The 24,407-nt window shown below is 60.0% G+C and carries 21 protein-coding genes; 9 read left to right on the top strand and 12 right to left on the bottom strand.

Annotated elements, in window-relative coordinates; all coding sequences use genetic code 11:
* Positions 1–125: 125 nt before the first annotated feature.
* A complete protein-coding gene (gene fabB / locus ACRAUW_RS08710; RefSeq protein ID WP_431361963.1) occupies positions 126–1,337 on the bottom strand; it encodes a beta-ketoacyl-ACP synthase I in 1,212 nt (403 codons plus the stop codon).
* A 90-nt stretch (positions 1,338–1,427) separates the two neighbouring features.
* Here fabB and mnmC point away from each other — a divergent pair, with 90 nt between their 5' ends.
* Positions 1,428–3,446 (top strand): bifunctional tRNA (5-methylaminomethyl-2-thiouridine)(34)-methyltransferase MnmD/FAD-dependent 5-carboxymethylaminomethyl-2-thiouridine(34) oxidoreductase MnmC, encoded by a 2,019-nt coding sequence (mnmC, locus tag ACRAUW_RS08705; protein ID WP_431361962.1) that lies wholly within the window; start codon positions 1,428–1,430, stop codon positions 3,444–3,446.
* A gap of 95 nt (positions 3,447–3,541) precedes the next feature.
* Here mnmC and ACRAUW_RS08700 read toward each other — a convergent pair whose 3' ends face one another.
* Complete coding sequence (locus tag ACRAUW_RS08700) at positions 3,542–4,138, bottom strand: DUF922 domain-containing protein (RefSeq protein WP_431361961.1); 597 nt, start codon at positions 4,136–4,138, stop codon at positions 3,542–3,544.
* Positions 4,139–4,219: 81 nt separating this feature from the next.
* Here ACRAUW_RS08700 and ACRAUW_RS08695 point away from each other — a divergent pair, with 81 nt between their 5' ends.
* The 6 genes from ACRAUW_RS08695 (at position 4,220) to ACRAUW_RS08670 (ending at position 11,352) form a co-directional block, all read left to right on the top strand.
* A complete protein-coding gene (locus tag ACRAUW_RS08695; RefSeq protein WP_431361960.1) occupies positions 4,220–4,639 on the top strand; it encodes a hypothetical protein in 420 nt (139 codons plus the stop codon).
* Positions 4,640–4,893: 254 nt separating this feature from the next.
* Entirely contained in the window at positions 4,894–6,246 is a 1,353-nt protein-coding gene (gene dcuC / locus ACRAUW_RS08690) for an anaerobic C4-dicarboxylate transporter DcuC (protein WP_431361959.1), read from the top strand.
* Positions 6,247–6,337: 91 nt separating this feature from the next.
* Positions 6,338–7,984, top strand: coding sequence for a bifunctional metallophosphatase/5'-nucleotidase (locus tag ACRAUW_RS08685; protein ID WP_431361958.1), 1,647 nt, complete (start codon positions 6,338–6,340; stop codon positions 7,982–7,984).
* Positions 7,985–8,170: 186 nt separating this feature from the next.
* Positions 8,171–9,814: a hypothetical protein gene (locus ACRAUW_RS08680; RefSeq protein ID WP_431361957.1), complete on the top strand. Its 1,644-nt coding sequence runs from the start codon at positions 8,171–8,173 to the stop codon at positions 9,812–9,814.
* Positions 9,815–9,958: 144 nt separating this feature from the next.
* The gene (locus ACRAUW_RS08675) at positions 9,959–10,462 is read left to right on the top strand and encodes a M48 family metallopeptidase (RefSeq protein ID WP_431361956.1); all 504 of its coding nucleotides are present in this window, start codon (positions 9,959–9,961) and stop codon (positions 10,460–10,462) included.
* Between the two features lie 26 nt (positions 10,463–10,488).
* Positions 10,489–11,352 carry a DUF2927 domain-containing protein gene (locus ACRAUW_RS08670; protein ID WP_431361955.1) on the top strand — a complete coding sequence of 288 codons (864 nt, stop codon included), beginning with the start codon at positions 10,489–10,491 and terminating at the stop codon, positions 11,350–11,352.
* Between the two features lie 177 nt (positions 11,353–11,529).
* Here the strand turns inward: ACRAUW_RS08670 and ACRAUW_RS08665 are convergent, their stop codons facing one another.
* Both ACRAUW_RS08665 and ACRAUW_RS08660 read right to left on the bottom strand, forming a co-directional pair.
* The gene (locus tag ACRAUW_RS08665) at positions 11,530–11,781 is read right to left on the bottom strand and encodes a DinI family protein (RefSeq protein WP_005333426.1); all 252 of its coding nucleotides are present in this window, start codon (positions 11,779–11,781) and stop codon (positions 11,530–11,532) included.
* 74 nt (positions 11,782–11,855) lie between these two features.
* Complete coding sequence (locus ACRAUW_RS08660; RefSeq protein ID WP_431361954.1) at positions 11,856–14,282, bottom strand: DNA polymerase II; 2,427 nt, start codon at positions 14,280–14,282, stop codon at positions 11,856–11,858.
* 177 nt (positions 14,283–14,459) lie between these two features.
* On the opposite strand from ACRAUW_RS08660, the gene ACRAUW_RS08655 reads away from it, so the two are divergent.
* Complete coding sequence (locus ACRAUW_RS08655) at positions 14,460–14,951, top strand: prolyl-tRNA synthetase associated domain-containing protein (protein WP_431361953.1); 492 nt, start codon at positions 14,460–14,462, stop codon at positions 14,949–14,951.
* 6 nt (positions 14,952–14,957) lie between these two features.
* On the opposite strand, the gene ACRAUW_RS08650 is transcribed toward ACRAUW_RS08655, so the two are convergent.
* The 5 genes from ACRAUW_RS08650 to ACRAUW_RS08630 all read right to left on the bottom strand — a co-directional run bounded on the left by ACRAUW_RS08650 (position 14,958) and on the right by ACRAUW_RS08630 (position 20,051).
* Positions 14,958–15,368 (bottom strand): hypothetical protein, encoded by a 411-nt coding sequence (locus ACRAUW_RS08650; protein ID WP_431361952.1) that lies wholly within the window; start codon positions 15,366–15,368, stop codon positions 14,958–14,960.
* Between the two features lie 226 nt (positions 15,369–15,594).
* Positions 15,595–16,455, bottom strand: coding sequence for a PA4780 family RIO1-like protein kinase (locus ACRAUW_RS08645; protein WP_431361951.1), 861 nt, complete (start codon positions 16,453–16,455; stop codon positions 15,595–15,597).
* 182 nt (positions 16,456–16,637) lie between these two features.
* A complete protein-coding gene (locus ACRAUW_RS08640; protein WP_431361950.1) occupies positions 16,638–17,633 on the bottom strand; it encodes an LpxL/LpxP family acyltransferase in 996 nt (331 codons plus the stop codon).
* 171 nt (positions 17,634–17,804) lie between these two features.
* Positions 17,805–18,794: a lauroyl-Kdo(2)-lipid IV(A) myristoyltransferase gene (gene lpxM / locus ACRAUW_RS08635; protein ID WP_431361949.1), complete on the bottom strand. Its 990-nt coding sequence runs from the start codon at positions 18,792–18,794 to the stop codon at positions 17,805–17,807.
* A 264-nt stretch (positions 18,795–19,058) separates the two neighbouring features.
* The gene (locus ACRAUW_RS08630; protein ID WP_005352390.1) at positions 19,059–20,051 is read right to left on the bottom strand and encodes a TDT family transporter; all 993 of its coding nucleotides are present in this window, start codon (positions 20,049–20,051) and stop codon (positions 19,059–19,061) included.
* A 102-nt stretch (positions 20,052–20,153) separates the two neighbouring features.
* On the opposite strand from ACRAUW_RS08630, the gene ACRAUW_RS08625 reads away from it, so the two are divergent.
* Positions 20,154–21,059, top strand: a complete 906-nt coding sequence (locus ACRAUW_RS08625; RefSeq protein ID WP_431361948.1) for a LysR substrate-binding domain-containing protein — start codon at positions 20,154–20,156, stop codon at positions 21,057–21,059.
* Between the two features lie 92 nt (positions 21,060–21,151).
* Here the strand turns inward: ACRAUW_RS08625 and nfo are convergent, their stop codons facing one another.
* The 3 genes from nfo to ACRAUW_RS08610 all read right to left on the bottom strand — a co-directional run.
* Positions 21,152–21,994, bottom strand: a complete 843-nt coding sequence (gene nfo / locus ACRAUW_RS08620; RefSeq protein ID WP_431361947.1) for a deoxyribonuclease IV — start codon at positions 21,992–21,994, stop codon at positions 21,152–21,154.
* A gap of 317 nt (positions 21,995–22,311) precedes the next feature.
* On the bottom strand, positions 22,312–22,641 hold the full coding sequence (locus ACRAUW_RS08615) for a YbaB/EbfC family nucleoid-associated protein (RefSeq protein ID WP_041210739.1): 330 nt from the start codon (positions 22,639–22,641) through the stop codon (positions 22,312–22,314).
* A gap of 114 nt (positions 22,642–22,755) precedes the next feature.
* A partial coding sequence (locus tag ACRAUW_RS08610; RefSeq protein WP_431361946.1) for a DNA polymerase III subunit gamma/tau C-terminal domain-containing protein occupies positions 22,756–24,407 on the bottom strand: 1,652 nt, incomplete at its 5' end.

The raw sequence follows: 24,407 nt of genomic DNA, 5'->3' as shown, positions 1-24,407 counted from the left end.
GCTCTGCTCTGCTCTGCTCTGCTCTGCTCTGCTCTGCTCTGCTCTGCTCTGCTCTGCAATGAGTGATGGCAGATCACGGAAACAAAAAAAGCGCCCTGAGGCGCTTTTTTCATATCAACCGGATATCAGACTTTGAACTTGCTGAACACCAGAGAGGCGTTGGTACCGCCAAAGCCGAAGCTGTTGGACATGACGGTGTTGAGCTCGGCCGCTTCGTACTCGCGCACGATGGGCAAACCTTCCGCCTTCTCGTCCAGGGTCTCAATGTTGATGCTGGGAGCGATAAAGCCGTGTTCCATCATCAGCAGGGAGTAGACAGCCTCGTGCACGCCCGCAGCGCCCAGCGCATGGCCGGTCATCGCCTTGGTGGCAGAGATCTTGGGACCGTTGGCGCCAAACAGCGTCTGGATAGCTTCCAGCTCTTTGGTATCACCCACCGGAGTGGAGGTGCCGTGGGTGTTGATGTAATCAACCTTGCCCACACCCTGCATCGCCATCTTCATGCAACGCACCGCGCCTTCACCGCTCGGCGCGACCATGTCATAGCCATCAGAGGTGGCACCGTAACCGGTCAACTCGGCATAGATGTGAGCACCACGGGCCAGCGCATGTTCCAGCTCTTCAATTACCAGAATACCGCCGCCACCGGAGATAACGAAACCGTCGCGGTTCGCATCATAGGTACGGGACGCTTTTTCCGGCGTGTCGTTGTACTTGGTGGAGAGGGCACCCATGGCGTCAAACTGGATGGTAGAGGACCAGTCCAGCTCTTCACCACCACCGGCGAAGACCACATCCTGTTTGCCAAGCTGGATCAGCTCAAGCGCGTGACCGATGCAGTGGGCAGAGGTGGCGCAAGCTGAGCTGATGGAGTAGTTGACACCCTTGATCTGGAACGGGGTCGCCAGGCAGGCAGAGGTGGTGGAGGACATGGTGCGCGGCACCATGTAAGGGCCCACACGCTTGACCCCTTTCTCGCGGGCGATGTCCACAGATTCCGAGGTGTTCTTGCCGGAGGCACCACCTGAACCGACCACCAGGCCGGTACGCTCGTTGGAGACCTGATCTTCCGCCAGACCGGCATCTTCAATGGCCTGCTGCATGGAGAGGTAGGCGTAGGCCGCAGCGTCGCCCATGAAACGCATGACTTTACGGTCGATCAGTTCAGACGGATCGAGTTTGATGTTACCCCAGACACGGCTACGCAGGTTGTGCTGCTCGAACTGCTCGGAATAGGTGATGCCGGATTTACCTGCTTTCAGGGAGGCCAGCACTTCTTCCTTGTTGTTGCCGATACTGGAGATGACGCCGATACCGGTGATCACTGCTCTTCTCATTAATTCATCTCGTCTGGAAAAACTGGCGCCAAGTCTACCCGCTTTCGGCTGCCAAACTGGTCTGCTTTCACGTAGAATGCCCGCGATTTTGTGACGCGAGCCGAGGAAAACGTGAGTCAAACATCCTTACATCATGCCCGATTGGATTGGAATGAAGCGGGAACTCCTGTCTCCAGTGACTTCGGGGATGTGTACTTTTCCAATAATAACGGTCTAAGTGAAACCCGCTACGTCTTTTTGCAGCAAAACCGGCTACCTGCGCGATTTTCGCACCACGATAGTGACAGTTTCGTGATAGGTGAAACAGGTTTCGGCACAGGCCTTAACTTTCTGGCGACAATGCAAGCCTTCCTGAAACAGGCGCCTCAATCCGGCAACGGCTCCCGTCTGCACTTCATCAGTTTTGAAAAATATCCCCTGACCCGGGACGATCTGCGCAAGGCGCTGGCTGCCTGGCCTGAACTTGGCCACTTGAGTCAGGATCTTATCGCCCAGTGGCCGCTGCCGGTCTCCGGTTGTCACCGCCTGCATTTTGCGGGCGGCCGCATTCGCCTCGATCTCTGGTTTGGCGACATCAAGGATATGCTGCCGCAAGTGCCTCACCGGGCAGAGGGGCTGGTGGATGCCTGGTATCTGGATGGTTTCTCCCCGGCCAAGAACCCGGAGATGTGGACACAGGAGCTGTTTGATGGTCTCGCTCGCCTCGCTCGTCCCGATTGCACCATCGCCACCTTTACCTGTGCCGGTTTTGTCCGTCGCGGCCTGATTGCCGCCGGTTTTGCCATGAAGAAGGTGAAGGGCCACGGTAGCAAGCGGGAGATGCTGGTGGGGGATCGCACCGACAAGCAGCCGCAGCAAACCATTGCCCCCTGGTATGCCCGTCCTGCCGGACGCGCGGGCGAGATAGTGATCATCGGCGGCGGCATCGCCTCGGCCATGACGGCGCTCTCTCTGATGGAGCGGGGTCGCAAGGTGACGTTGCTGTGTTCAGATGGCGAACCAGCCACCGGCGCCTCCGGCAACCGCCAGGGGGCGCTCTATCCCCTGCTCAACGGCGAGCACGATGCCCTGTCACGCTTCTATTCCCTCGCTTTTGGCTATGCCCGCCAACGGCTGCTGGCGTTGGCCACGCATCATCCCATCGCTTTTGCACTGTGCGGAGTGACCCAGCTCGGCTATGACGACAAATCGGCAGCCAAGCTGGCGAAAATGAGCCAGGGCCCCTTCCCACCCGAGCTGATGCATCCCCTCTCTACAGCAGAGGTAGAGCAGGTGGTTGGCCTGCCCTGCGGCCACAGCGGCGTCAGTTACCCGCTGGGGGGCTGGCTCTGTCCGGCCGATCTCACCCGAGCCGCCCTGAAAGAGGCGCAAGCCAGCGGGCTACTGGAGGTGGTACTCAACACCGAGGTGGTTGCCATTGCCGAGCAGGCCGATGGCTGGCAAGTAGAGAGCCAGGACGGCCGCCACTGGCAGGCCCCCAATCTGGTGGTCGCCGCCGGTCACCAGTTGCCAGCGCTGCTCCCCTTTGCCGAGCTACCGCTCTATCCGGTGCGCGGTCAGGTGAGCCATGTGCCGACCTCGGCCAGCCTGAGCCGGCTCAAGACCGTGCTCTGCTATGATGGCTACCTCACTCCAGCCCACAACGATCAACACTGCATCGGTGCCAGCTATGGGCGTAACCAGAGCAGCCTTGAGTTTCGTGCCGAGGAGCAAATCCAGAATCAGGTGCGATTGCAAGCCTGCCTGCCGGAGCAAACCTGGCCCGCCGAGGTGGATGTGAGTGATAACGAGGCACGGGTAGGGGTACGTTGTGCCAGCCGGGATCACCTGCCGGTGGTAGGGCCAGTAGCCAGATTGCAAGGTCTGGCGGATCACTATGCGCAGCTGCAGCATGATCAACACAACGCCCAGCCGCTACCTCTTCACCCCGGCCTCTATGTGCTGGGGGCGCTCGGCTCACGGGGTCTCTGCTCGGCGCCGCTCTGTGGCGAGCTGCTCGCCAGCGAGATCTGCGGCGATCCCCTGCCGCTAGCTGCCGATCTGCTGGAGGCGCTCCACCCGGCCCGTTACTGGGTACGCAAGCTGCTCAAGGGCAAAGCGCTGGTCTAAACCGGACTCTGCAAAGAAATAGAATGGCCGCCCATCGGGCGGCCATTCTATTTATCAAATCGTGCGATAGTGGATATTGCGTCTTGAGATCGCGCTCACTTGGGCCAGTGCACCCCAAGCTGTTCGCCGTAACCTGTCTGCCGCTGGAATCCGTCGAGCCGTCCCTTGATCTTGTTCAGCTCGCCACTACCTGCTGCCCACGCGGCATAGCGCAGTGCCTGACAATCTGCATGTCCGGGTAGCCCAGAAATAGCGCCACCCACCTGGTTGGCCCCTTGCAGCACCATCTCCTTGAAGCGGGATTCGTAGTCAAACATGCTGGAGAGCAGCCGCCCCCAGCGCTGACGGGCAGGATCGTTACTGCTCGCGCTCTCACGCCAGCGGGGCAGCAACACGGTGGCGTTGGTCGTGACCGTCACCCGGTTGAGCTGGCAGCGCCCCGGCAACTGCTCGGTATCCAGCTGCCAGTCCATCTGATAACTCGCCTTGCCGAGCACGGGCTTGCCATTTACCTTGGGGGCACTCTGGGCAATCGCCCGGGCAAGCTGATCCGGGCTGGTTGCATTGACCTCATAAAAACGGACGTTGATGCGGGACTCTGGCACCACTTGCGGCCGGCTCGGCTGAGCCTGACTCATCAGGGGCAACAGCAACAATCCGACCCCCACTACTCCATAAACCTTGCTGACCATGCCAGACTACCTTCCTTGATTGCACGGGCGGAGTACCAACCTTGGTGAACCCCACCGCCACACAGATGACGGGTATAGCCTATGTGTGACGACGAGGCGGCGCAATACAATGATGCGCCCAGAAATCAGAGCACGCTCACAGGTTGCGTGAGCAGAGTATGGCACAAGGGCAAAACTGTATTTTTATTGAGCATGACGGCTGATGCGCTGCCAGTCGAGGTGATAGTTTTTCACATTGATGTCATGACCATCTATCTGAATAAAATGATCATTTTTAAGACGGTTGGCAAAAAAGTCCTGATCTGCCCCCTCATTGAGCCACAACTCGCAAAGTCCCCGTATTTCCTCTTCGGCATAGAATCTCGGGGTGACCAACAGCGCGACCTCCTCTATATCCGGATGGCATGGCGGGCCAGACAGTTTGCTTCGGTGGTTTTGGATGCCAGCGCGGCAAAATGGTGTTTGTTCCCCTCGGCAACCACCAGTACACCGCAAGAGTGAGGAGCCATGAGATGCCGAATGGCAATATTTGCCCCTACCAAACCACCCCAGCCTATACAAAACACTTTAAACAAGACTTAATACAGCAAGAAAAAACAATATTAAACAACCAAAACAGCTCCTTTAATTTATTAAGATTGTTTTCTCGGAATTAAATGTTGATTTAGCTCACACAACATCCGGTTTCCAGTCGCCCACCATCCTCTGCAGGAATAGACTCTTCATCCCGTTCTCATCCAATCAGAAGGCAACATATGCTGGAACTCATCATCGGCACACTGGTCACTCTGGTGGTCGGGCGCGCCATATTCAAAGGATACTCCGCGACCGGGGTGCTGCTGAGCGGCGGCTTGCTGCTGCTGGTCGTCACAGCCCTGATGGGCAAAGCGGTGCTGCCGAGCAAGGTGGTCAGCACCGGTTATATCGCAACCGATATCTTCGAATACGTCCGCTTCCTGCTCAATGACCGTGGCGGTGGACTGGGGATGCTGATCATGGTGCTGTGCGGCTTCGCCGGCTACATGAGCCATATCGGCGCCAACACCATTCTGGTCAAGCTGGCCAGCAAACCGCTCGGCATCATCAAGTCCCCCTATATCCTGCTGGTGGCGGCCTATCTGGTGGCCTGTGCCATGTCGCTGGCGGTGAGCTCCGCAACCGGTCTGGGTGTGCTGCTGATGGCGACCCTGTTCCCACTGATGGTCAACATGGGGATCTCCCGTGGCGCTGCTGCGGCCGTATGCGCCTCGCCAGCCGCCATCATTCTGGCACCAACCTCCGGTGACGTGGTGATGGCCGCCCAGGCCGCTAACATGCCGCTGCTGGACTTTGCCTTCAAGCTGACCCTGCCCATCTCGCTGGTGGCGATTGCCTGTATGGCGGTGACCCACTTCTTCTGGCAGCGCTACCTTGATCAAAAATCCGGTGAGCACAACGAGCCGGTCGCCCCGGGTGATCTGGTGACGACTGCGCCTGCTTTTTACGCCATCCTGCCCTTTACCCCCATCATCGGGGTGCTGGTGTTTGACGGCAAATGGGGTCCGCAGCTGGATATCGTCACCATCATCGTCATGTGCATGGTGTTGGCCAGCCTGCTGGAGCTCGTGCGTATCCGCAATGGCAAGGAGCTGCTGGACGGTCTGCAGGTCTGCTGGCGCAACATGGCTGACGCCTTTGCCGGTGTGGTCATGCTGCTGGTCGGTGCCGGTGTCTTTGCCCAGGGTCTGATGACCATCGGCTTTATCGACACCCTGCTGGCTCACGCGCAGGATCTCGGCTCCGGCGGCCTGATCATGATGCTGTCGCTGGTGGTGATCACCACCCTGGCCGCCTTCACCACCGGCTCGGGCAATGCCCCCTTCTACGCCTTCGTGGAGCTGATCCCCAACCTGGCTAGCAGCCTTGGCATCAACCCGGCCTATCTGGTGATCCCGATGCTGCAAGCCTCCAACCTGGGTCGCACCATTTCTCCGGTCTCCGGGGTGGTGGTCGCCTGTGCGGGGATGGGCAAGCTCTCGCCGTTCGAGGTGGTCAAGCGCACCAGTATGCCGGTCGCCGTCGGCCTGCTGGTGGTGATCATCGCCACCCAGATCATGGTACCCGCCTGATCACTGACCAGCCCGGCACCCTGCCGGGCTGGTATCCTCCCCCCCCTTTGCAGTAGACTCGGTGCTCATTTTCCCCCTAAGGAGGACCGAGATGAGTATTACGGTTCAACTTGCCCATTTCAGTGATTGCCACTCCCACTTCGATGGCGCGCCCATGAGCTTCTCCCCTGTCAGTGAAGGCCAGTGGCGCACCCAGTGCGGCGGTTATGCCCGGATCCTGACCCGACTGACCCAACTGCGTGCCAAAGCCGCAGCAGCCGGCCAGCGTTTTCTGTTTCTGCACGGTGGCGACTCCTTTCAGGGCTCTCTCTATTTCAACCGCTTCAAAGGGCGCGCCAACGCCGACCTGCTCGCCATGCTGGCCCCCGATGCCATGGTACTTGGCAACCACGAATTCGATCTGGGCAACGGCCCGCTGGTGGAGTTCTTGCGCCAGCTCGATTTTCCGGTGCTGGCCGCCAATCTGGACAACAGTCAGGAGCCTGCCGACACGCCGCTAGGGCTGTGGGATATCCCCCATCTCTACGACGCCCATCAGTCCTGGCATCGTCGGGTGATCGACGGGGTTCCCTTTGCGCTGCTTGGCATCACCCTCGCCCAGATGGCTGCCATCGCCAACCCGGATCCCCACACCCGTTTCCACGCGGTCGCCGACACCCTCACCAAGGTGCTGCGGGAGATCAGGCGCGAAGGGATCCACCATATCGTGCTGCTGAGCCACCTCGGGCTGGATCAGGACAAGCTGCTGGCCGAGCGCTTCCCCGAGCTCAGCCTCATCATCGGCGGCCATACCCACAGCCTGCTCGGCGATCTCGCGCCGCTGGGTCTGCCAAGCGAAGGCAGCTATCCGCTGATGAACAACGGGGTGGCCATTTTGCACGCTGGCCACAGCGCCCTCTGCCTCGGTGTCTGCGAGCTCACCTTCGATGAGGCGGGCCGCGTTGTGCAAAGTGAGGGGCAGCTGGAGTGGCTCCCTTGGCAGCCCTGGCCATTTGCCTCCACGCCACCTGTCGGGCTCACCTTCTGTGAGCCGGACCCACAGCTTGAACAACATCTGGCCAAACGCTATCGGCCGGAGATTGAAACCATGAGCCAGCGCATCGTCACCCGACTGGCGGCGCCACTTCCTCATCAGCGGCTGCCGGATGCCACCCTGCCCCACGGCAGCCAGCTCGCCCCGCTGGTGGCCCGCGCCATGCTGACCGCCGCCCGTGAACAGGTAGGCGAGGTGGACTTTGCCCTGCACAATGCTGGCGGCGTGCGCTGCTCGCTAGAGCCGGGCCCCCTGAGCGAAGCAGATATTGCCGGTCGCCTGCTGCCGTTTGCCATTCCCCTCACCCTCTATCGGGTGCACGGTCACGAGTTGGCGGAAGCGCTGGAGAATGCCATCGACAACGCCACCAACAACGGTGTGGTCGGCAATGGCAACGGCAGCTTCCCCTACACCGCAGGGGTGCGATTCACCTATCAGGCCGATCGGCCCAAGGGTCAGCGCATCACCCGACTGGAGTGGGAAGCCGCCCCCGGCCAGTGGCAAGCGGTCAATGCCGAACAGGTCTATCGCGGAGTGTCGAGCGCCTATACCGCCTCCGGCAAGGAGGGTTACACCGCACTGGCGCGTACCCTGACCCAGCACAATCAGGAGCTCGGCATCACCCTGGCCGACGCTTTTATCCGCTGGGCCCGTCACCTGCCCACACTGGAAGCGCAGCCCCCCCTGGTTGAGTACTTCAGTTGATATCGGGGGGATGCCTTTACCACATCCCCTGACGGCCAAAATTGCCGCAGCCAGCGCCCGGATCTCTGCAAGAACCGGGCTTTTTCGAGAATATTTGCCCCACACGGGCCCGCCCCATTGCATCGCACTCACTAGCTCGGCAAGATAGGCCCGCTTTCAAGACCAGCTGCAGGAACAGGCGACTTCATGAATCACTCCATCCGTTTCACTCCCCCTCGCGTCAACCCGGGTATCAAGCCAGCCATCGTGCTGCTGACCGCCCTGCTGGCGCTGCTCTTCTGTCTGCGCAATCCGCTCTTCCACGCCATGGCGCCGGGCTTTGATGCCTCGCTGTTTGCGGTGATGGGCAAGATGTGGAGCGAAGGGGGCGTGCTCTATCGCGACATGATCGACATCAAGGGGCCGATGATCTTCGCCCTCGACGCACTGGGCTATGGACTGGGGGGATTTGTCGGGATCTGGGCACTGGAGTGGGTGCTCTGCTGGCTCGGATTGCTGGCCAGCTGGCAGGCCTTTGCCCAGCTCGGACTCTCGTTCAAGGCGCGCCTTGGCGCCATGCTGGCGGTGCTGGCTCTCTACGGCACCCGTTACTACTACGGCAACATGACCGAGGACTGGACTTTCCACCTCGCCCTCATCGCCCAGTGGGCCTTCATTACCCTGCTGCTGGACAAGGGATTTCGCTGGTGGCCGGCGCTGGTGGCGGCCCTCACCTTCGCCATCGTCGCCTGGATGCGCACCAACAACGGCGCCTTCTGGGGCGCCTGGTATCTGGTGCTGTTCTGCCACTGGTGTTTGCACGAGAAGTGGCATGATGCCATCTTGCTGCTCATCTCCAGCCTGCTGGGGCTGGCGCTGATTGGCGGCCCGCTTTACGCCTACTTCCAGCAGCATGATCTGCTGGCGGCCTTCAAATACTACGCCTTCGACATCTTCTTCGAGGGGAGCTACGGCAACGGCTTCTCCCCCATGGTGGGCGCCGTCGGCCTGCTGCGCACCGGCCTTGTGATGCTGCTGCCCGCCTTCATCATTCTGATGCTGAGCCGCCGTCAGGAGTGGTATCTGCCCGCCCTGCTGGCGACCCTGTTTGGGGTGCTGTTTACCCTGATCGCCAACTCGGTCTCCGGCCATGTGTTCGATCACTACGACGTGCTCTATCTGCAACTGGCGGTGCTGCCGCTGGCGGTATTGCTGGATCGCAGCGAACAGCAGGCTGATGCGATCGGCCTGCTCTGCATCTCGCTGGTGGTGCTCACCGCCAGCTGGCTGCTGGCCCAGCAACTCGCCTTTGGCTGGAGCACCAAGGAGTGGTCCCTAGAGCGGGTCAACGAGGTGCTCGCCACCAGCCTGCTGTGGGCGCTGCCGGTACTTATCCTCATCCCCCTCTGGCGCGCCTGGGATGTGCGCAGTGCCACCCCCTGGCTGGCGACGCTGGCCATGCTGCTGCTGATGATCAACAACGCCTGGGAAGGGACCCTCAAGGGGCGCCCCTTCAATCCGGCGGCGCAGGTACGGGTCGATCGCATCAAGGCCGAGACCAGCCCGAGCGACAAGATTTGGGTCGATGGCATCCAGCCGCAATATTATCTCTGGACCGATCGCCAGCCGGCTTCCGCCTACCTCTTCTTTGCCAACGTCAATCCGCCCTATGACGTGCGCGAGCGGGTGCTGGCCGATATCCAGCGCCAGAGCCCGAAGTTCATCATCGCCAAGCCGGATCGGGTGAGCGAGGAGCTGAAAAAACCGAGCTCCCCTTCCCATCTCGCCTTCTATCAATACCTGACCAGCCACTACGAAGAGGTGGATCCGGGTCTCTATCGCCGACGCTGATCGTCAATACGCCCCGCAGGGCGGCCATTGTTGCAATGGCCGCCCTTTTTCTTGCGCCAAAGCCCCTTGCAGCGACGGCCAGCAGTAGGCAAGCTCACCCGAGATAACTACAATGACGCTCTTTTTGATGTAACGAGTAACACCATGGCGGAACTGACTTATCTGGGCGGCTATCCAGACCCCCTCAAGGCACAGGTACAGCAGCTGATTGCGGCGGGCAAGCTGGGGGAGATGCTGGCCAAACGCTACCCGGAGAACCACCAGATCCAGAGCGACAAGGCGCTGCTCGCCTACACCATGGAGCTGAAGAACCGCTACCTCAAGAGTTCGGCGCCCCTGTCAAAGGTGGTGTTTGACGGCAAGATCAACGTGATCAAGGATGCCCTCGGCCTGCACACCTACGTCAGCCGGGTACAGGGCAGCAAGCTCAAGGCCAAGAACGAGATCCGCATCGCCGCCCTGTTCAAGGAGGCGCCGCCCCCGTTCCTGAAAATGATCGTGGTGCACGAGCTGGCCCATATCAAAGAGAAGGATCACAACAAGAGCTTCTACAAGCTCTGCCAGCACATGGAGCCCGACTATCATCAACTGGAGTTTGATCTCAGGCTCTGGCTCACCTGGCGCGATATCGACAAGGCCAACCGCTAGGCTGACAACCGTTTCAGGGAGGAAACATGCCATTTGCCGCCACCCCCTTTGGTGCCACGCGCTTTATTGCCACTTTGGTAATGGCCAACTTGGGTTGCGCTGCCCATCCCCGCCGCGCGTCACACGGGCTGCTGGCGCTGCTGCTTCTGCTCGCGGGCCACAGCGCCCGTGCCGATGAGCGCTGGCAGAGCGACGGCTATCTCACAGAGAGCTTTATGGCCATCGCCATGGAGCGGGAGTATGGCGAGGCACGGCAAACCCGTTTTGCCCGCTGGCAGCAGCCGATCCGGCTGCAACTTATCAATGAGTCGGGTGACAAGCCGCTGCAGGCCGACGTGGTGAAGGTACAGGCGGCCCATCTGGCCCGCATCACCGGCCACCCCATCAGCATGGTGAGCAGCAAGCCCAATCTGACCCTGATCATGACCGACTACAGCAAGATGAAGAGCTGGGCCAACCGCACCATGGGGGGCGATCCATCGGTCAAGATGGCACTCAAGGAGGGGCTCTGCCTGGCCAACTTCGCAACCAATGCAAAACACGAGATCAGCCGTGCCACCATCATCATTCCGGTAGACTACAGCCGGGCCAAGGGGCGCTTTCTCGACTGCGTGGTGGAGGAGTTCACCCAGGTGATGGGGCTGCCCAACGACTCGGACAAGGTGTTTCCCTCCATCTTCAATGACAACAGCATCGACAGCTTTTTGACCGGGCTGGACTATGTGCTGCTCAAGATGGCCTATCACCCGGCCCTCAAGGCCGGGATGAGCAGTGACGAGATCCGCACCGCACTGCCCATTGCGCTGGCCGACCTGCGCGCCAAAGGGGAGATCCGCGAAGCCAATCGCCGGGTACAGCAGCAGAGCCTGAAAAGCTGGGCGGGGCTGTAACGGGCCTGGCTCAACCCAGAGCCAGAAAAACCATCGCGAGCCTCTTACCACCCACAAAAAACGCAGCCACTTGGCTGCGTTTTTTGTTGTCCGGGGATCAACGGATCAGTAGAGGGCATGCCTGTTTATCCGCCGCCCATTTATCCAACGCCCGAGTTATCCACTGACCGTGCGGGATCAGGAGGCGACGTTCTCTTCCGGCATCCAGCTCTCGGCGTTCTCCCACACCTCCTGCACCATGGCTTCGGCCAGCTCTTTGTCTTCCTTGCTGGCACGGCTGACGGTCAGGGCCATGGCACTGCCCGGCGCGACCCGCACATGGATGTCGGGGAATTTTTCACCAAGCTGCTTGAGCAGTTCCTGACGCAGCGCCTCCATGGTCGAGGTCGGGATCTGATGTTTTCTGTCGATGATGATTTCAAGACGCATAGGAAACTTCTCCATGATTTATAACTGTATTTTTATCCAGTATTCATGGGAAGTAAAGTGCCAACTTGCACCAATCAGAAAAGATCCAGCTGCTGACCACAGATCCGGTCGAACGACTCGCCAATAAAGGGCAGGATGGCATCGGCAATCGGCCGCAACTGCTTGTCGATATAGTGTTCGTAATCGATGGCGCTGCGCCGGTACTCCAGCGGCTCTGGGCCATTGAGGGTCATCAGATAGGCGATGGAGCCCCGATGCTGATAGCGCTGGGGCAGACCACGGCGCAGGTTCTCCTCATCGGCCAGCCGCGCCGCCCGCACATGGGGTGGCACATTCTTCTGATACTCCTCGAGCTTCTGGCGCAGCCGTTTGCGGTAGATAAGCAGATCGTCGTGACGACCGGCGCGGGTCTCATCCACCATGGTGCGCACATAGCCGCTGGGATCTTGGTCGTGAAACACCAGCTCATAGAGGCGGGTCTGAAACTGCTTGGCCAGCATGGTCCAGTCGGTACGCACCGATTCGAGCCCCTTGAACACCAGCTGTTCGCTCCCCTCGCTGGCCTTGCCAACCAGCCCGGCATAGCGCTTCTTGCTGCCCTTCTCCAGCCCGCGGATGGTGGGCATCAGAAAGCGGCGATAGTGGGTCTCGTACTGGATCTCCAGATAACTCGGCAGATCGAACTCGCGCCTGATCAGTGCAGCCCAGTTATCGTTGATCATTTGAGCCAGTCGCTGGCCGATCTCGTCCGCCTCATCCGGGCTGGTCTCGCGCCCCAGATGGACAAAGGTGGAATCGGTGTCGCCATAGATCACCTCGAACCCCTTCTCTTCAATCCACTCGCTGGTCTGCTTCATGATGCTGTGGCCACGCAGGGTAATGGACGAGGCTAGGCGCGGATCATAGAAACGGCAGCCCCCCGAACCCAGCACGCCGTAGAAGGAGTTCATGATGATCTTGATGGCCTGGGAGAGTGCCTTGTTGCTGGCGGCCTTGGCTCTGTCCCTCGCCGCCCACAGGGTGGCGATGAGTTCCGGCAAAAAGTGCCGCTCGCGGGAGAACATGGCGCCACGAAAGCCCGGAATAGCGTGCTCGGGATGCTGCAGCCCCTCGATAAGTCCCATGGGGTCGATGCAAAAGGTGCGGATGATGCTGGGATAGAGGCTCTTGAAATCGAGCACCAGCACATGGCGATAGAGACCGGGTTTGGAGTCCATCACATAACCGCCGGGGCTCGCCAGCCCCCCGTCGGCCGGCAGATTGGGGGCCACGTAACCGCCACGATGGAGCCGCGGCAGATAGAGGTTGGTAAAGGCGGCCACCGAGCCCCCAACCCTGTCCAGCTCAAGACCGGTGAGGGAGGCGCGCTCGATAGCAAAAGGGATAAGGTGGCAGTAGTCGAAGATCTCCCACACCAGCTTGCAATCTTCCAGGTTGTAGCGAGCCAGCGCCTCCTTATCGGAGTGAAACAGCTCGGTGATCTTCTCCCCCCGGTTGGCCACATCCTCGATATCCTTGCCGCGACCGAGCAGTTCGCTCGCCACCGCATCCAGGCTGTAGCTCGGAAACTGCCAGGTGGCGCTCTTCAGCGTGTCGATGCCGTCCAGCACCATGCGCCCGGGAATGATGACGCTGCCGCTCTGGGAGTCATTGCGTGACGAGCGCCAGAAGCAGAGCTCGCGCCCCCGCCCAAGCCGCAGCCGCCGCTTGTTAAGCTCGGCGCGGCGCAGCAGCAGGCGAAAATCAAAGTTGACCACGTTCCAGCCAATCACCAGGTCGGGGTCATGCAGACTGAACCAGCTCTCCAGCGCACTCAGCAGGGCGCTCTCGTCCGCCACCCACTCCACTCGAGTGCCCCAGCTCTCGGCATCGGCCTCCGGGGTGCCAATCATGATGACCCGCGCATCCTGCTCGCTGTAAAGACCGACCGAAAAGAGCGCTCCGTCCATGGCGCACTCCACATCGAGCGACACCCAAGAGAGGGTTGGCGTCACCGCCCGCGGTGCGCAGCGCGCCTCGTTCACCTCCCAGTAGCCCTGCTTGCCCCCCTTCTTCACCGCCCGGCCATCGAAACGCACGCCAGCGGTGATGAAGCGCTCCATCAAAAAACGCTCCGGCAGCCGGATATCCGCCTCGAAGTGCTCCAGTCCGCGAATGAGCAGCAGCTCGATGGCGCGGTGAAAGGCGCTCAGGGTGGTGAAATAGCAGCCCACCACAGGGCGACCGTCGAAGGTGTGCATCGGCAGGCGGCGAAACCGCCCGCTCACCCCGGCCCCTTTAAACAGTTCGGCAGCTTCTGCCATATGGCTCTGCGGCAAAAAGAACACCGGCTCCTGTCCCGGCACCACCACCCGCACCGGCCCCTGCGCGCTCCAGAGCCACATCACGATTTCGGTGGTGGCAGGCTGCCCGTTGCGACCGCGCACGTCCCGACCGTGGCGAGTCAGGATAAAACCGTCGAGCGGCGGAGTGGCGGGTACGGTGGGCTGAGTTGCAGTCATGAAGCATAAAGGGGCTGTACGAGAATGGGATTATTGTACGTTCATACAGTGTCAGCTCGCAATCATCAGGCAGGCTGCGAAGCGCAGGACAAACTGGTAAGCTTGCTCCCGTTGTCATTTCCCTTCATTCGGTTAACAACGTACTATTACCGCACTTTGTCAACAAAAGGAGTTTCTGTGACAATCTATTCCCTGCTGGATCAGCTGACCATCCCCTACCAACGTTTCGATCACCCCCCCGTTTTCACCTGTGAGGAAGCAAGTACGCTGCTGCCCGACCTTCCCGCAGCCAAGACCAAGAACCTCTTTTTGCGCGATCCGAAAAGCGAACGGCTGTTTCTGGTAGTGACACAGGAGGAGAGCCGGGTCGATCTCAAGGGGTTGGCGGCAATACTCGGGATCAAGCGACTGAGCTTTGGCTCACCCGAGCGGCTCGATGCTGTGCTTGGCCTCACCCCGGGTTCGGTCACCCTGCTCGCCATGGTGCGCGACAAGGAAAACGCGGTAGAGCTGGTGGTGGATGAAACGATCTGGCAGGCCGAACAGGTGCAGTGCCATCCCTTGGTCAACACCGCCACCCTGATCATCCGCCTCGACGACGTGCGCCGTCTGCTGACCCATCTGGGCAGGGAGGCAACCGTGCTGCGCTTGCCGATGATCGCCGATTAAATCTCCTTACCAGTCGCTGACCTGCAGCAGACTATTGAGCTCCAGCAGCTCCCCGGCGGTAGGTAAATCGGAGCTACGGCAGTTCACCTTCTGACTCAACGCTATCTTTTCATCTTCAGGTGGCCCACCACAGAAAAATGGCAGAATAGCCACTCTGCCGGTGCGTACGCATACGGCTTGCAGATACTCTGCAACCTCGTTATCAATACCTTCACAACTACGCGGTCGACTCTCCATACTGACGGCCTGCAAAGCTCGGCTAATCCTGGCTTTGCTCCCCCGTTTCTCATACTTGCAGCGTAGAGCTGCAACCTCTTCTTCAGACTGTTTCGGATCCTTCGGCACTGAGTAAAGGCCACAGCCACATCCATCACGAGACAGGGTGAAGAGCGCATCCCCTGCGGGTAGCAAGGCCATGATGCTCTGATTGCTCAGAGGCTCGATATCGAATGGCAAGCCTGACGATAAGAAGAGTTATTCCGCCTTGGCTGCTGGCACTGCCAGCGCTACGTAATAACAGATACTTGAGTTTCGATCCCGGCGATTGACCAGCACTATGACAAAACGCTGACCAAGGCAAAAACCAGATAGAGAAAGGGGCCTGATAGCGCCCCTGGATATTGGGTTGACCGGAATGAATCGGTTAGTAGCTGTCTTCCTGCTCTGCCTTCATCCGTGCCTGACGAGCATAAGCTTCCTCTTCGGCACTGGCGATCTCGTCAAGCACGGCATCGAGATCGATGGCCTCCCGGCTCTCCTCGAACTGACCAGTCAGCTCGCTCTGGGGCGTGAGCTTGCCATCCTCGTAGAGGGCCCACATCTCTCTGGCGTAGTTCGTTTTGAGCAGCTCGGGGGCATAAATGCCGTAGTAGTTGCGCATGTTGTTGACGTCTCGCTCCAGCATGGCTCTGGCCTGATTGTTGGCGGCAGCATCCACCACCTGCGGCAGATCGATGATCACGGGACCCTGGCTATCCACCAGCACGTTGAACTCGGAAAGATCGCCGTGAATAAGACCGGCGCAGAGCATACGTACCACATACCCAATCACCTTGGCGTGATCCGCCAGCGCCTGCTCATGGCTGAAAGCCATGTCGTTGAGGCGGGGTGCCACGTTGCCATCGGCATCGGTGACCAACTCCATCAACAACACACCATCGAGGCAAACATAGGGCCTGGGTACCCGCACGCCAGCTGCCGCCAGCTTGAACAGGGCATCCACTTCGGTGCTCTGCCACACCTCTTCGTGCTGCTTGCGACCGTACTTGGAGCCCTTCTCCATGGCGCGGGCGCTGCGGCTGTTACGCACCCGGCGCCCCTCCTGATAGACCACCGCCTGCTTGAAGCTGCGCTTGGACGCCTCCTTGTATACCTTGGCGCAGCGGGTTTCATCGCCACAGCGCACCACATAGACATCGGCCTCTTTGCCGCTCATCAACCGGCTGATGACCTCGTCGACCAGGCCGTCATCAACCAGGGGTTGGATTCGATTTGGAACTTTCATGACCGCCCTTTCACTCTCTCTGCCCGTTGCAAAATTGTATGCTGCACGTCCACCTGCCCATTTTTCTCTCCGGCACTCAGTTAGTCACTGTCTGCCCGCTGTTTGTCCATCTCCCGGTACTGAAAATTCCCCTCCGGGCATGCCGCGGCAACAGACATGGCCCGCCAGCGGGCCAGTTCAACTCAGGGCTCGGGGGGTAATCCCTGGCGGATCCGCTGGATCCCTGCTTCATAGAGGCCATCCGGCCCCGCCTGGTGCTCCTGAGTTTCGAAAATCTTGAGAAACCACATGTACTGCTCGGGATGACGAGTCACCTGCTGCTCCACCATGCGATTCATGGCGACCACATCCGCCATCGCATTCGCAGTGGGGTAAGGATCAAACGGAGGCTCGATCTCCAGCAAATAGCGCCCCTCATCCTCGTCATAGCTGGCAAAGATAGGTACTGCTCTGGCTCCGGCCAGCTTCACCAGCTTGGGCAGGGCAGGCAGGGTTGCCTTGGGGCGACCAAAAAAGGGAACAAACACGCTCGATTCACGGCCATGATCCTGATCCGGCAGGTAGAAGAAACTGGCACCAGCGCGGATCGACTTGATCGCCGGTTTGATCCCGGCGCTTCGCTCGTACACCTTGCCCCCTTTGGCCCGCTCGCGGTTGATGTACCAGTCGAACACCTGATCTTTCGGGCTCTTCATCATGGTGCACATCTCGATGCCCATCATGGAGAAGTAGCGGCCAATCATGTCGACCGCCCAGGTATGAGGTACCACCAGGATCACCGGGCGGTCTGCGGCCTGCTCCGCCTCGATATGCTCCCAGCCACTTACCTTGATGTTGCGCAGCAGGTACGCCGGGCTACGCCAGGTCAGCTCGCCAAAGCCCATAAAGGTCTTGAGGCCGACCCGGATCGATTTGAGCAGCAGGGCTGCACGGGCCGCCTCATCCAGCTCGGGAAAACAGATCTTGAGGTTGGTATCGGCGATATAGGCCTGCTTTTTCGAAAACCGCAGCAGGGTGGGTGCCACCAGATTGGCAAAGCCGTTCCGCACTCGCACCGGGATGAATGCAAGCAGGGAGAGCAAACCCAGAGCAAACCAGCTGCCCCACCATTTGGGATGGAGCAGGTGGCTATGAAATGAGGTATCAAATACCGGATCTAACGGAGACATGGCGGCCATCAAGTCATCAAAAACAAACAGTTATTGTAGTTATCCTGACATTTTTTTCTACCCTGTGCCCCTTGGCTCCCATTCGCAGAGGTGATGGCCATCCCACTCGGGATCAAAAAATGGCCCTCTCGGGGCCATTTTTATCAGGCTGACAGCATGCTGCCGCCAGACTACGCGCGATCAAGCGTAAGGAGAGAGCCCCTGACGAATGCGCTGGATGCCCGCCTCGTAGAGGCCATCAAGCCCCTCCTGATCCTCGCGGGTATCGAAGATCTTGAGGAACCACATGTACTGGCCGGGATGACGGGTCAGCTGCTGCTGCACCGTGTCGTTCATCCGGCAGGTATCGGCCATTACATCGGCGGTTGGGTAGTTGTCAAACGGTGCCTCAATCTCCAACCGATAGCAGTGATTCTCTTCGTCATAGCAGGCCAGCAGCGGCACCGCCTTGGCACCGCTCACCTCCACCAGCCGCGACAGCGCAGGCAAGGTGGCTTTCGAGTGACCAAAGAAGGGGGCGAAAATGCTCTTCTCGCGGCCATGATCCTGATCCGGCAGATAGAAGAAGCTGCGACCGCTCTTGATGGTTCTGATCACCGCCTTGATGCCGGCGCTGCGCTCATAGACACGGCAACCGTTCTTGGCCCGCGCCCGGTTGAGGTGCCAATCAAAGACCGGGTTGCGCGCCCGTTTCATCATGGTGCACATGGGCACCCCACGGCGGGTAAAGCAGTAACCGGCGGCATCCACCGGCCAGGTATGGGGTACCACCAGGATCACCGGCCGACCAGCCGCCTGCTCTGCTTCAATATGCTCCCAGCCGCTCACCTGCATCCGGCTCATCAGATAACGCTCGCTGCGCATGGTGAACTCACCGAAGCCAAGCAGGCTCTTGAGCCCCACCCGGATCGAGATCAATGCGATGGCATCGCGTTCGGCCGGACTCTTGTGCGGAAAGCAGATCTCCAGATTGGTTCTGGCGATATAGAGCTGTTTTTTCGAGATACGAAACACCAACGGAGCCAGCCCCTCGGCCAACCGGTCACGCAGACGCGCCGGAACAAACGCGAGCACCATCAGCACACCGAGTGCCAGCCAGCTGAACCAGTAACGGGGATGAAGAAAATGAGCCTCAAAGGAGGGGTCAAAAACGGGATCTGGTGCAGACATGATTCAGGCGCCGTGGCGAAAAGGTGGTGCATTGTAGTCGTCCTGACAGGTAATACCAGTTAAATCCGCTATATCACGTACAAAAGGAGGCTCAGTACGACGGAATTGATGAAAAGATAAAAAAATGCCCCGTACTGCGAAGCATTTTGCTTATTACACAACCAGGGTTGTGGCTCTTTTGTCCATCGTATGACTGGTCGTTTATCCCGTCGCTCTCGGAGCGCACTGCTTATCCATTTCCCGATGTCACATCTTCTTCAAGATTTAACGGTGAGCACCCTGGCGGGCCATGCCGTTATTCATTTCGGTATTACGCTGCGGCAGAAAAAACATCAGGTAACGCAGTGCCACATACCCGACGATCACGGTAGCCACCCCAAGCTCGAAGTGGGCCAGCAGTCTGATCTGCTCGACGTAGTGACTCCCTTGCGCAAACCCTTCAACCAGATGAGCCACTTTGAACAGAGCGGTGGCACCGATCACCAGCGGGAAGGTGAAGGCGGCATAACCCGGCGAGAAGGGCAGACGCAGCAGTTTGATAAAGGCCAGATAGATGATGCCGGTCATCAGGATAGCGATCCCCAACAGCACAGCCACCAGCAGCAGTGACGGCTCCTGACTGACGGTCAGGTAACCGGCCAGAGAGAGGCTGGCAGGAGCCGCCAGAATGGCGATGGTCGGTTTGGCGGCATCCGGCACTTCATGGCTGAAGATCAGGCGATAGAGCATCAGCGGCAGCATCAGGCCGTAGCAGATAATCCCGAACCAGAGCAGGCCGTTGGCCAGCGGGGCAAACTGACCACCCGGGAAGGCGACGTCAGCCACGATGATGCCCACCGGCGGCACGAACCAGCTCGGCACCATGTGGTGGATTTCAAACTCTTTGGCGCGATGCCAGATAAAGGTGGCCAGAAACAGCAGGTGAACTGCGACAGCAAACAGCCAGAGGGCCTCGCCCGCTTGCGGCGCAATCATACCCAACGCTTTGGAGACCACCATGGTACCCATGGCATAGGTCGGTACCACACTGCCCACCACGGGGTGAGCGAGATCCTGCAACAGCAGGCGGGGGTGAAGCAGAAACTTGAAGGTCAGGATCACCAGCAGCACGGCCGCAATGGCAGCGCCCAGCAGTTGCATCCGGCCATCGAAGTGACCGGCATTTTCCCAACACCAACCAAGGCTGGCAATGCCCAGCGCCAGACCCGCCATGGGGGTTGGGGCGGCAGCCAGTGATTTACGGGTTCTTGCGATCATGATGACACCTTTCTATTGATGACTATGGCGATAGGATAATGGCCCCTTATCGTTTACGATATCTAAATGAATTGAATCAATCATTCGGGAAAACCAAACACAATGAAACTGACCCTGCAGCAGCTGAAAGTGTTCGCCACCATTGCCCGCTATGGGAATCTTGGCCTTGCCGCCAACGAGCTCTGCCTGAGCAAGGGGGCTGTCTCCCAGTCGCTGCAGGAGCTGGAGCGCCAGCTCTCCACCCCGTTGTTTGACCGCATTCACCCCAGATTGCAGCTCAACAATGAGGGGCGACTGCTGCAACCGGCCGCCGAAGAGCTGCTGACCCGGATGCAGGATATCGAGAACCTGTTCAGCCCCAATGCCGAACCGAGCGGCCAGCTTCGCCTTGGTGCCAGCCAGACCATCGGCAACTACCTGCTCCCCACCCTGCTCGCCAGCAGCAAGCATGAGCTGGGGCTCCCCCCCAAGGTGACCATCAACAACACTCACCTGCTCTGCCATGCGCTGGCCAACTTCGAGCTGGATATGGCACTGATTGAGGGGGAGAACCACCACCCCGACCTGCTCGCCGAACCTTGGCTGCAGGACGAGATGCTGGTGGTAGCCCCACCCGGTCACCCGCTTGCCAACAAGAAGGAGCTCTCCCTCTCCCGACTGGGGGGCGAGACCTGGGTATTGCGTGAAGCGCAATCGGGCAGCCGCGAGCAGTTTATCCTGCAGATCCAGCCCGAGCTGCCTCGCTGGCAACCAGGGCTTGAACTCAACACTCTGGAGGCGGTGATGCTGGCGGTGGAGAAGGGGCTTGGCATCTCTTTTATCTCCCGGCTGGCAGCCTCGGATCGCCTGGCAGATGGGCGGCTGATCGCCCTGCCCCTCTCCCGTCGCTTCCCGCGCCAGCTCTCCCTTATCTGGCACAAGCAGAAGTACCACTCCACCTCCCTGCGCCACTTTATCCACTTCTGCCGGGCTCAGGTGAAGGATGCCGAGGTGAGCCGCGCAGGGTAACGCCCGCTCGGAGCGCCGCTGACAGACCTGCACACCAATGGGAAAAGCAGAGAGGGAGCCACGGCTCCCTCTCTTTGATTCGCGTCTGAATATCACTTCGCCAGACTGCGCAACCAGCTGATCTCCTCGCCCCAGATGGACTCGTCTATTGTCTCGAGGATCAGCGGAATGCGATCGAAGCGATCATCATTCATGATGTGGTGGAATACTGCCTCCCCCAGATTGCCCTCCCGCAAGCTGTGGTGGCGATCGACCCGGCTACCGAAGGTGCACTTGGCGCCGTTGATATGCATCCCCTTAAGATAGTGAAAACCCACCGTGCGGTCGAACTCGGCAAAGACGGCGGCACAGCTCTCGGCGGTGCGCAGATCATAACCCGCAGCAAAGGCGTGGCAGGTATCGAAGCAGATCCCGACCCGGCTTTTGTCCTCCACCCCCTCGATAATGGTGGCGAGCTGCTCGAACGACCAGCCGAGGTTGGTCCCCTGCCCGGCGGTATTTTCTATTACCGCCGTCACCCCTTCACTGCGCTCCAACGCCCAGTTGATGGACTCGCTCACCAACTTGAGGCTGGCCGCTTCGGGGATCTGCTTGAGATGACTGCCGGGGTGAAAGTTCAGATAACAGAGCCCCAGCTGCTCGCAGCGCTTCATCTCGTCGAGAAACGCATCGCGGGATTTGGCCAGACCATCGGGATCAGGGTGGCCCAGATTGATGAGGTAACTGTCGTGGGGCAGGATCTGCTCCGGCAGAAAACCCGCTTTGTCACAGGCCGCCTTGAAAGCGCGGATGGTAGCATCCGACAAGGGAGCCGCCTGCCACTGACGCTGATTCTTGGTAAAGAGGGCAAACGCGTTGGCCCCGATAGCCTGGGCCCGGGCGATGGTATTCTCCACCCCGCCGGCCGCACTGACGTGGGCTCCTATATAATTCATACAATCTCCTCGATACGGCAAGCCGCCATTATGCCGATCCCGCCCCTTCGCACCAAACCGGGATATCCGATAGCGGATATCGACAAATAGCGCCACCTTGCCGAGGCGCTGCAATTCACAACGCAATTTTCTGCGCTATGGCAGCCTATCCCCAGAAGGGATAGATAGAGTCCGTCCACGCTAGCATGGCACCCACAAAAAAACGCAGCGTATCGCCTGAGCAATAACGGCTGCGTCTTTGGGTCTCTCTGCCGTCCCCCTTGCCGTGACCCGAACGGCCAGCGACAAGGGAGCAAGAATGCGCGGGGAGAGTCGCCTTAGAAGGGCATCTTGAAGCCTGGCGGCAGTTGCATGCCACCGGTCAGTTCGCCCATCTTGGTCTTGTTCTGCTCTTCCACACGGCGCACGGCATCGTTGCAAGCGGCGGCGACCAGATCTTCCAGCAGCTCCTTGTCATCTTCCATCAGGGAGGGATCGATCTCGATGCGACGGACGCTGTGGCTGCCGGTCATGGTGACCTTGACCATGCCAGCGCCAGCTTCACCGGTCACTTCCATCTGAGCAAGCTGCTCTTGCATCTTCTGCATGCGCTCTTGCATCTGCTGGGCCTGTTTCATCAGGTTCCCCATTCCACCTTTACCAAACATATGTCGTCTCTCGTCTTGAAATCCGGCATCCAGCGCCGGGCTGTGGGCTTGTCTGTCCTATATGGGGACAGCCAAACTGCTTTTCAACCGGGAGCCAGCTCCCGGCCACGGAATTTAGCGGTTGAGGGGCTCGATGCTCTCGTGATGAAGCACGGCACCAAACCGCTGAACTAAAAACTGTACGTTGGGATCCTGCTCCAGATCCCGGGTCACCAGCTCGCGCACCCCGAGATAAAGGCGGTGTTCGATCTCGAGGGGGGTCTCCTGGTCAGGCACCACACCGAGCGTCACCTCGACCTGCACCGGTTGACCCAGCGCTGGCCCGATGATCTCGGCCAGATCGGCGCGCGCCTTGTCACTCACCAGATGGCGCTGCTCAGGCTTGAGAGTTAGCAGCACCTTGTCCCCTTCCCGCGTCATCACCGAGTTGATGGCGAGCTGGCGCAGCCGACCGCCTACCTCGGTGTGAGCAATCAGCTCGGCCCAGGCATCACCACAACCATTGAGCAGTGAGGAAGGGATAAGACGTGTCGCCTCCCCCTCTTGCGGCTCCTCATCGCTCTCAAGCTCGTCCCAGTCGATGGTCTCCATCACTGGCTGGACGGGCTCGCTCTGCACCACAGGGGCAGCAGCCACCGCCGTGGTAACAACGGGCGGCTGGGTCGCAGGGGCTGGCGTCACCGCAGGCGCCGCAACGCTGCGTTCACCGGGTCGATAGCTCGGCTGCCCAGCCAAATCCCAAGGGGGCAGATCGGTTGGCTGTGCAGGCTGGGTAGCGGGAGCCGCAGTGCGATTGTGCGCACTGCGGACAGGCTCAGGCACGGGCGAGGCCATGAAGCTCTGGCTGAGATACTCCTCGTAATCCCCGTTATCACCCGCCTCGTCATAATTTTCGGCGTAGAGATCCACCGGCGGCAGCTCGTCAAACTGGCTCATGGCGGGGCCACTCTGGGTGGCCGTTTGGCTGATAGCAGGTGATGGTACACTCTGTGGCTGAGGTGCTGGCGCAGAGGCAGCAGCCTGAGGCGACGGCGCAACCGGCACAGCCCGAGGAGCAGGAGCAGCTGCGCTGCTCTCCCCACGCTGGCGACTACGCAGCATATTGCGTTTGCCAAGCAGGCTTTGCATGCTCGATACCGCAGACACGGCTTCAGGAGCGGTAACCGGCTCGGCTGTCGATTCGAGCGCGGGCTCGAAGGCGGCGGTCAGCGGCTGGCCACGGGAATAGTCCGTATCGGTTGCGGCATGTTCACCATCATCAGCGGGCTGCGCATGTGGCAACGCGGGCTCTGGTTGATACCCCATGCCCGCTGCCTCGCGCAACAGCTCATCCTGCTGGCTGAACAGCTCGGCGGCTTGCGCCTCCTCCTCGCTGTCGGCTGGGTTACCGGTATTATCCAGCATCGCGGAAGCCATCGCAGTCAGGGAGACATCAACCGCGGGCACTGCACTTGTAGCAACAGGGCTGGCTAGCGGTGCAGGCACGGCGCCGCTGATCGGTGCCAGCGCGGCCGATTCAGCGGCCGGGCGCTTTCCCGGCAAAGAGGCTACCGGAGTGGCACTACTCGTCATTGACGGGGGCAGCGCAGTGAGGCTGGCCGGATGCAGGGCATCGCGCCGTGGCGAGAAGGCGAGCATCCGCAGGCAGGTCATCTCCAGCGCAGTGCGGCCATCGGGGGCCCAGGGCAGATCTTTGCGGCCACCCAGCACAATCTGGTAGCAGAGCTGCACCTCTTCCGGGCTCATCACCTTGGCCAGTTGCAGCA

Source organism: Aeromonas sp. (genome assembly GCF_050633025.1).
GTDB lineage: Bacteria > Pseudomonadota > Gammaproteobacteria > Enterobacterales > Aeromonadaceae > Aeromonas.
The sequence above is the reverse complement of the archived record's forward strand: the minus strand, read 5'-3'. Positions and strand labels throughout refer to the sequence as shown.

Bases quoted from the DNA above. Each gene is read 5' to 3' on its own strand.
- ACRAUW_RS08700 (WP_431361961.1), bottom strand. From the start codon at position 4,138: ATGGTCAGCAAGGTTTATGGAGTAGTGGGGGTCGGATTGTTGCTGTTG.
- ACRAUW_RS08645 (WP_431361951.1), bottom strand. From the start codon at position 16,455: ATGAAAGTTCCAAATCGAATCCAACCCCTGGTTGATGACGGCCTGGTC.
- ACRAUW_RS08665 (WP_005333426.1), bottom strand. From the start codon at position 11,781: ATGCGTCTTGAAATCATCATCGACAGAAAACATCAGATCCCGACCTCG.
- ACRAUW_RS08640 (WP_431361950.1), bottom strand. From the start codon at position 17,633: ATGGCCGCCATGTCTCCGTTAGATCCGGTATTTGATACCTCATTTCAT.
- nfo (WP_431361947.1), bottom strand. From the start codon at position 21,994: ATGAATTATATAGGAGCCCACGTCAGTGCGGCCGGCGGGGTGGAGAAT.
- ACRAUW_RS08680 (WP_431361957.1), top strand. From the start codon at position 8,171: ATGAATCACTCCATCCGTTTCACTCCCCCTCGCGTCAACCCGGGTATC.
- ACRAUW_RS08625 (WP_431361948.1), top strand. From the start codon at position 20,154: ATGAAACTGACCCTGCAGCAGCTGAAAGTGTTCGCCACCATTGCCCGC.
- lpxM (WP_431361949.1), bottom strand. From the start codon at position 18,794: ATGTCTGCACCAGATCCCGTTTTTGACCCCTCCTTTGAGGCTCATTTT.
- ACRAUW_RS08685 (WP_431361958.1), top strand. From the start codon at position 6,338: ATGAGTATTACGGTTCAACTTGCCCATTTCAGTGATTGCCACTCCCAC.
- ACRAUW_RS08650 (WP_431361952.1), bottom strand. From the start codon at position 15,368: ATGGCCTTGCTACCCGCAGGGGATGCGCTCTTCACCCTGTCTCGTGAT.
- ACRAUW_RS08630 (WP_005352390.1), bottom strand. From the start codon at position 20,051: ATGATCGCAAGAACCCGTAAATCACTGGCTGCCGCCCCAACCCCCATG.
- ACRAUW_RS08675 (WP_431361956.1), top strand. From the start codon at position 9,959: ATGGCGGAACTGACTTATCTGGGCGGCTATCCAGACCCCCTCAAGGCA.
- fabB (WP_431361963.1), bottom strand. From the start codon at position 1,337: ATGAGAAGAGCAGTGATCACCGGTATCGGCGTCATCTCCAGTATCGGC.
- ACRAUW_RS08670 (WP_431361955.1), top strand. From the start codon at position 10,489: ATGCCATTTGCCGCCACCCCCTTTGGTGCCACGCGCTTTATTGCCACT.
- ACRAUW_RS08660 (WP_431361954.1), bottom strand. From the start codon at position 14,282: ATGACTGCAACTCAGCCCACCGTACCCGCCACTCCGCCGCTCGACGGT.
- ACRAUW_RS08615 (WP_041210739.1), bottom strand. From the start codon at position 22,641: ATGTTTGGTAAAGGTGGAATGGGGAACCTGATGAAACAGGCCCAGCAG.
- ACRAUW_RS08695 (WP_431361960.1), top strand. From the start codon at position 4,220: ATGTGTGACGACGAGGCGGCGCAATACAATGATGCGCCCAGAAATCAG.
- dcuC (WP_431361959.1), top strand. From the start codon at position 4,894: ATGCTGGAACTCATCATCGGCACACTGGTCACTCTGGTGGTCGGGCGC.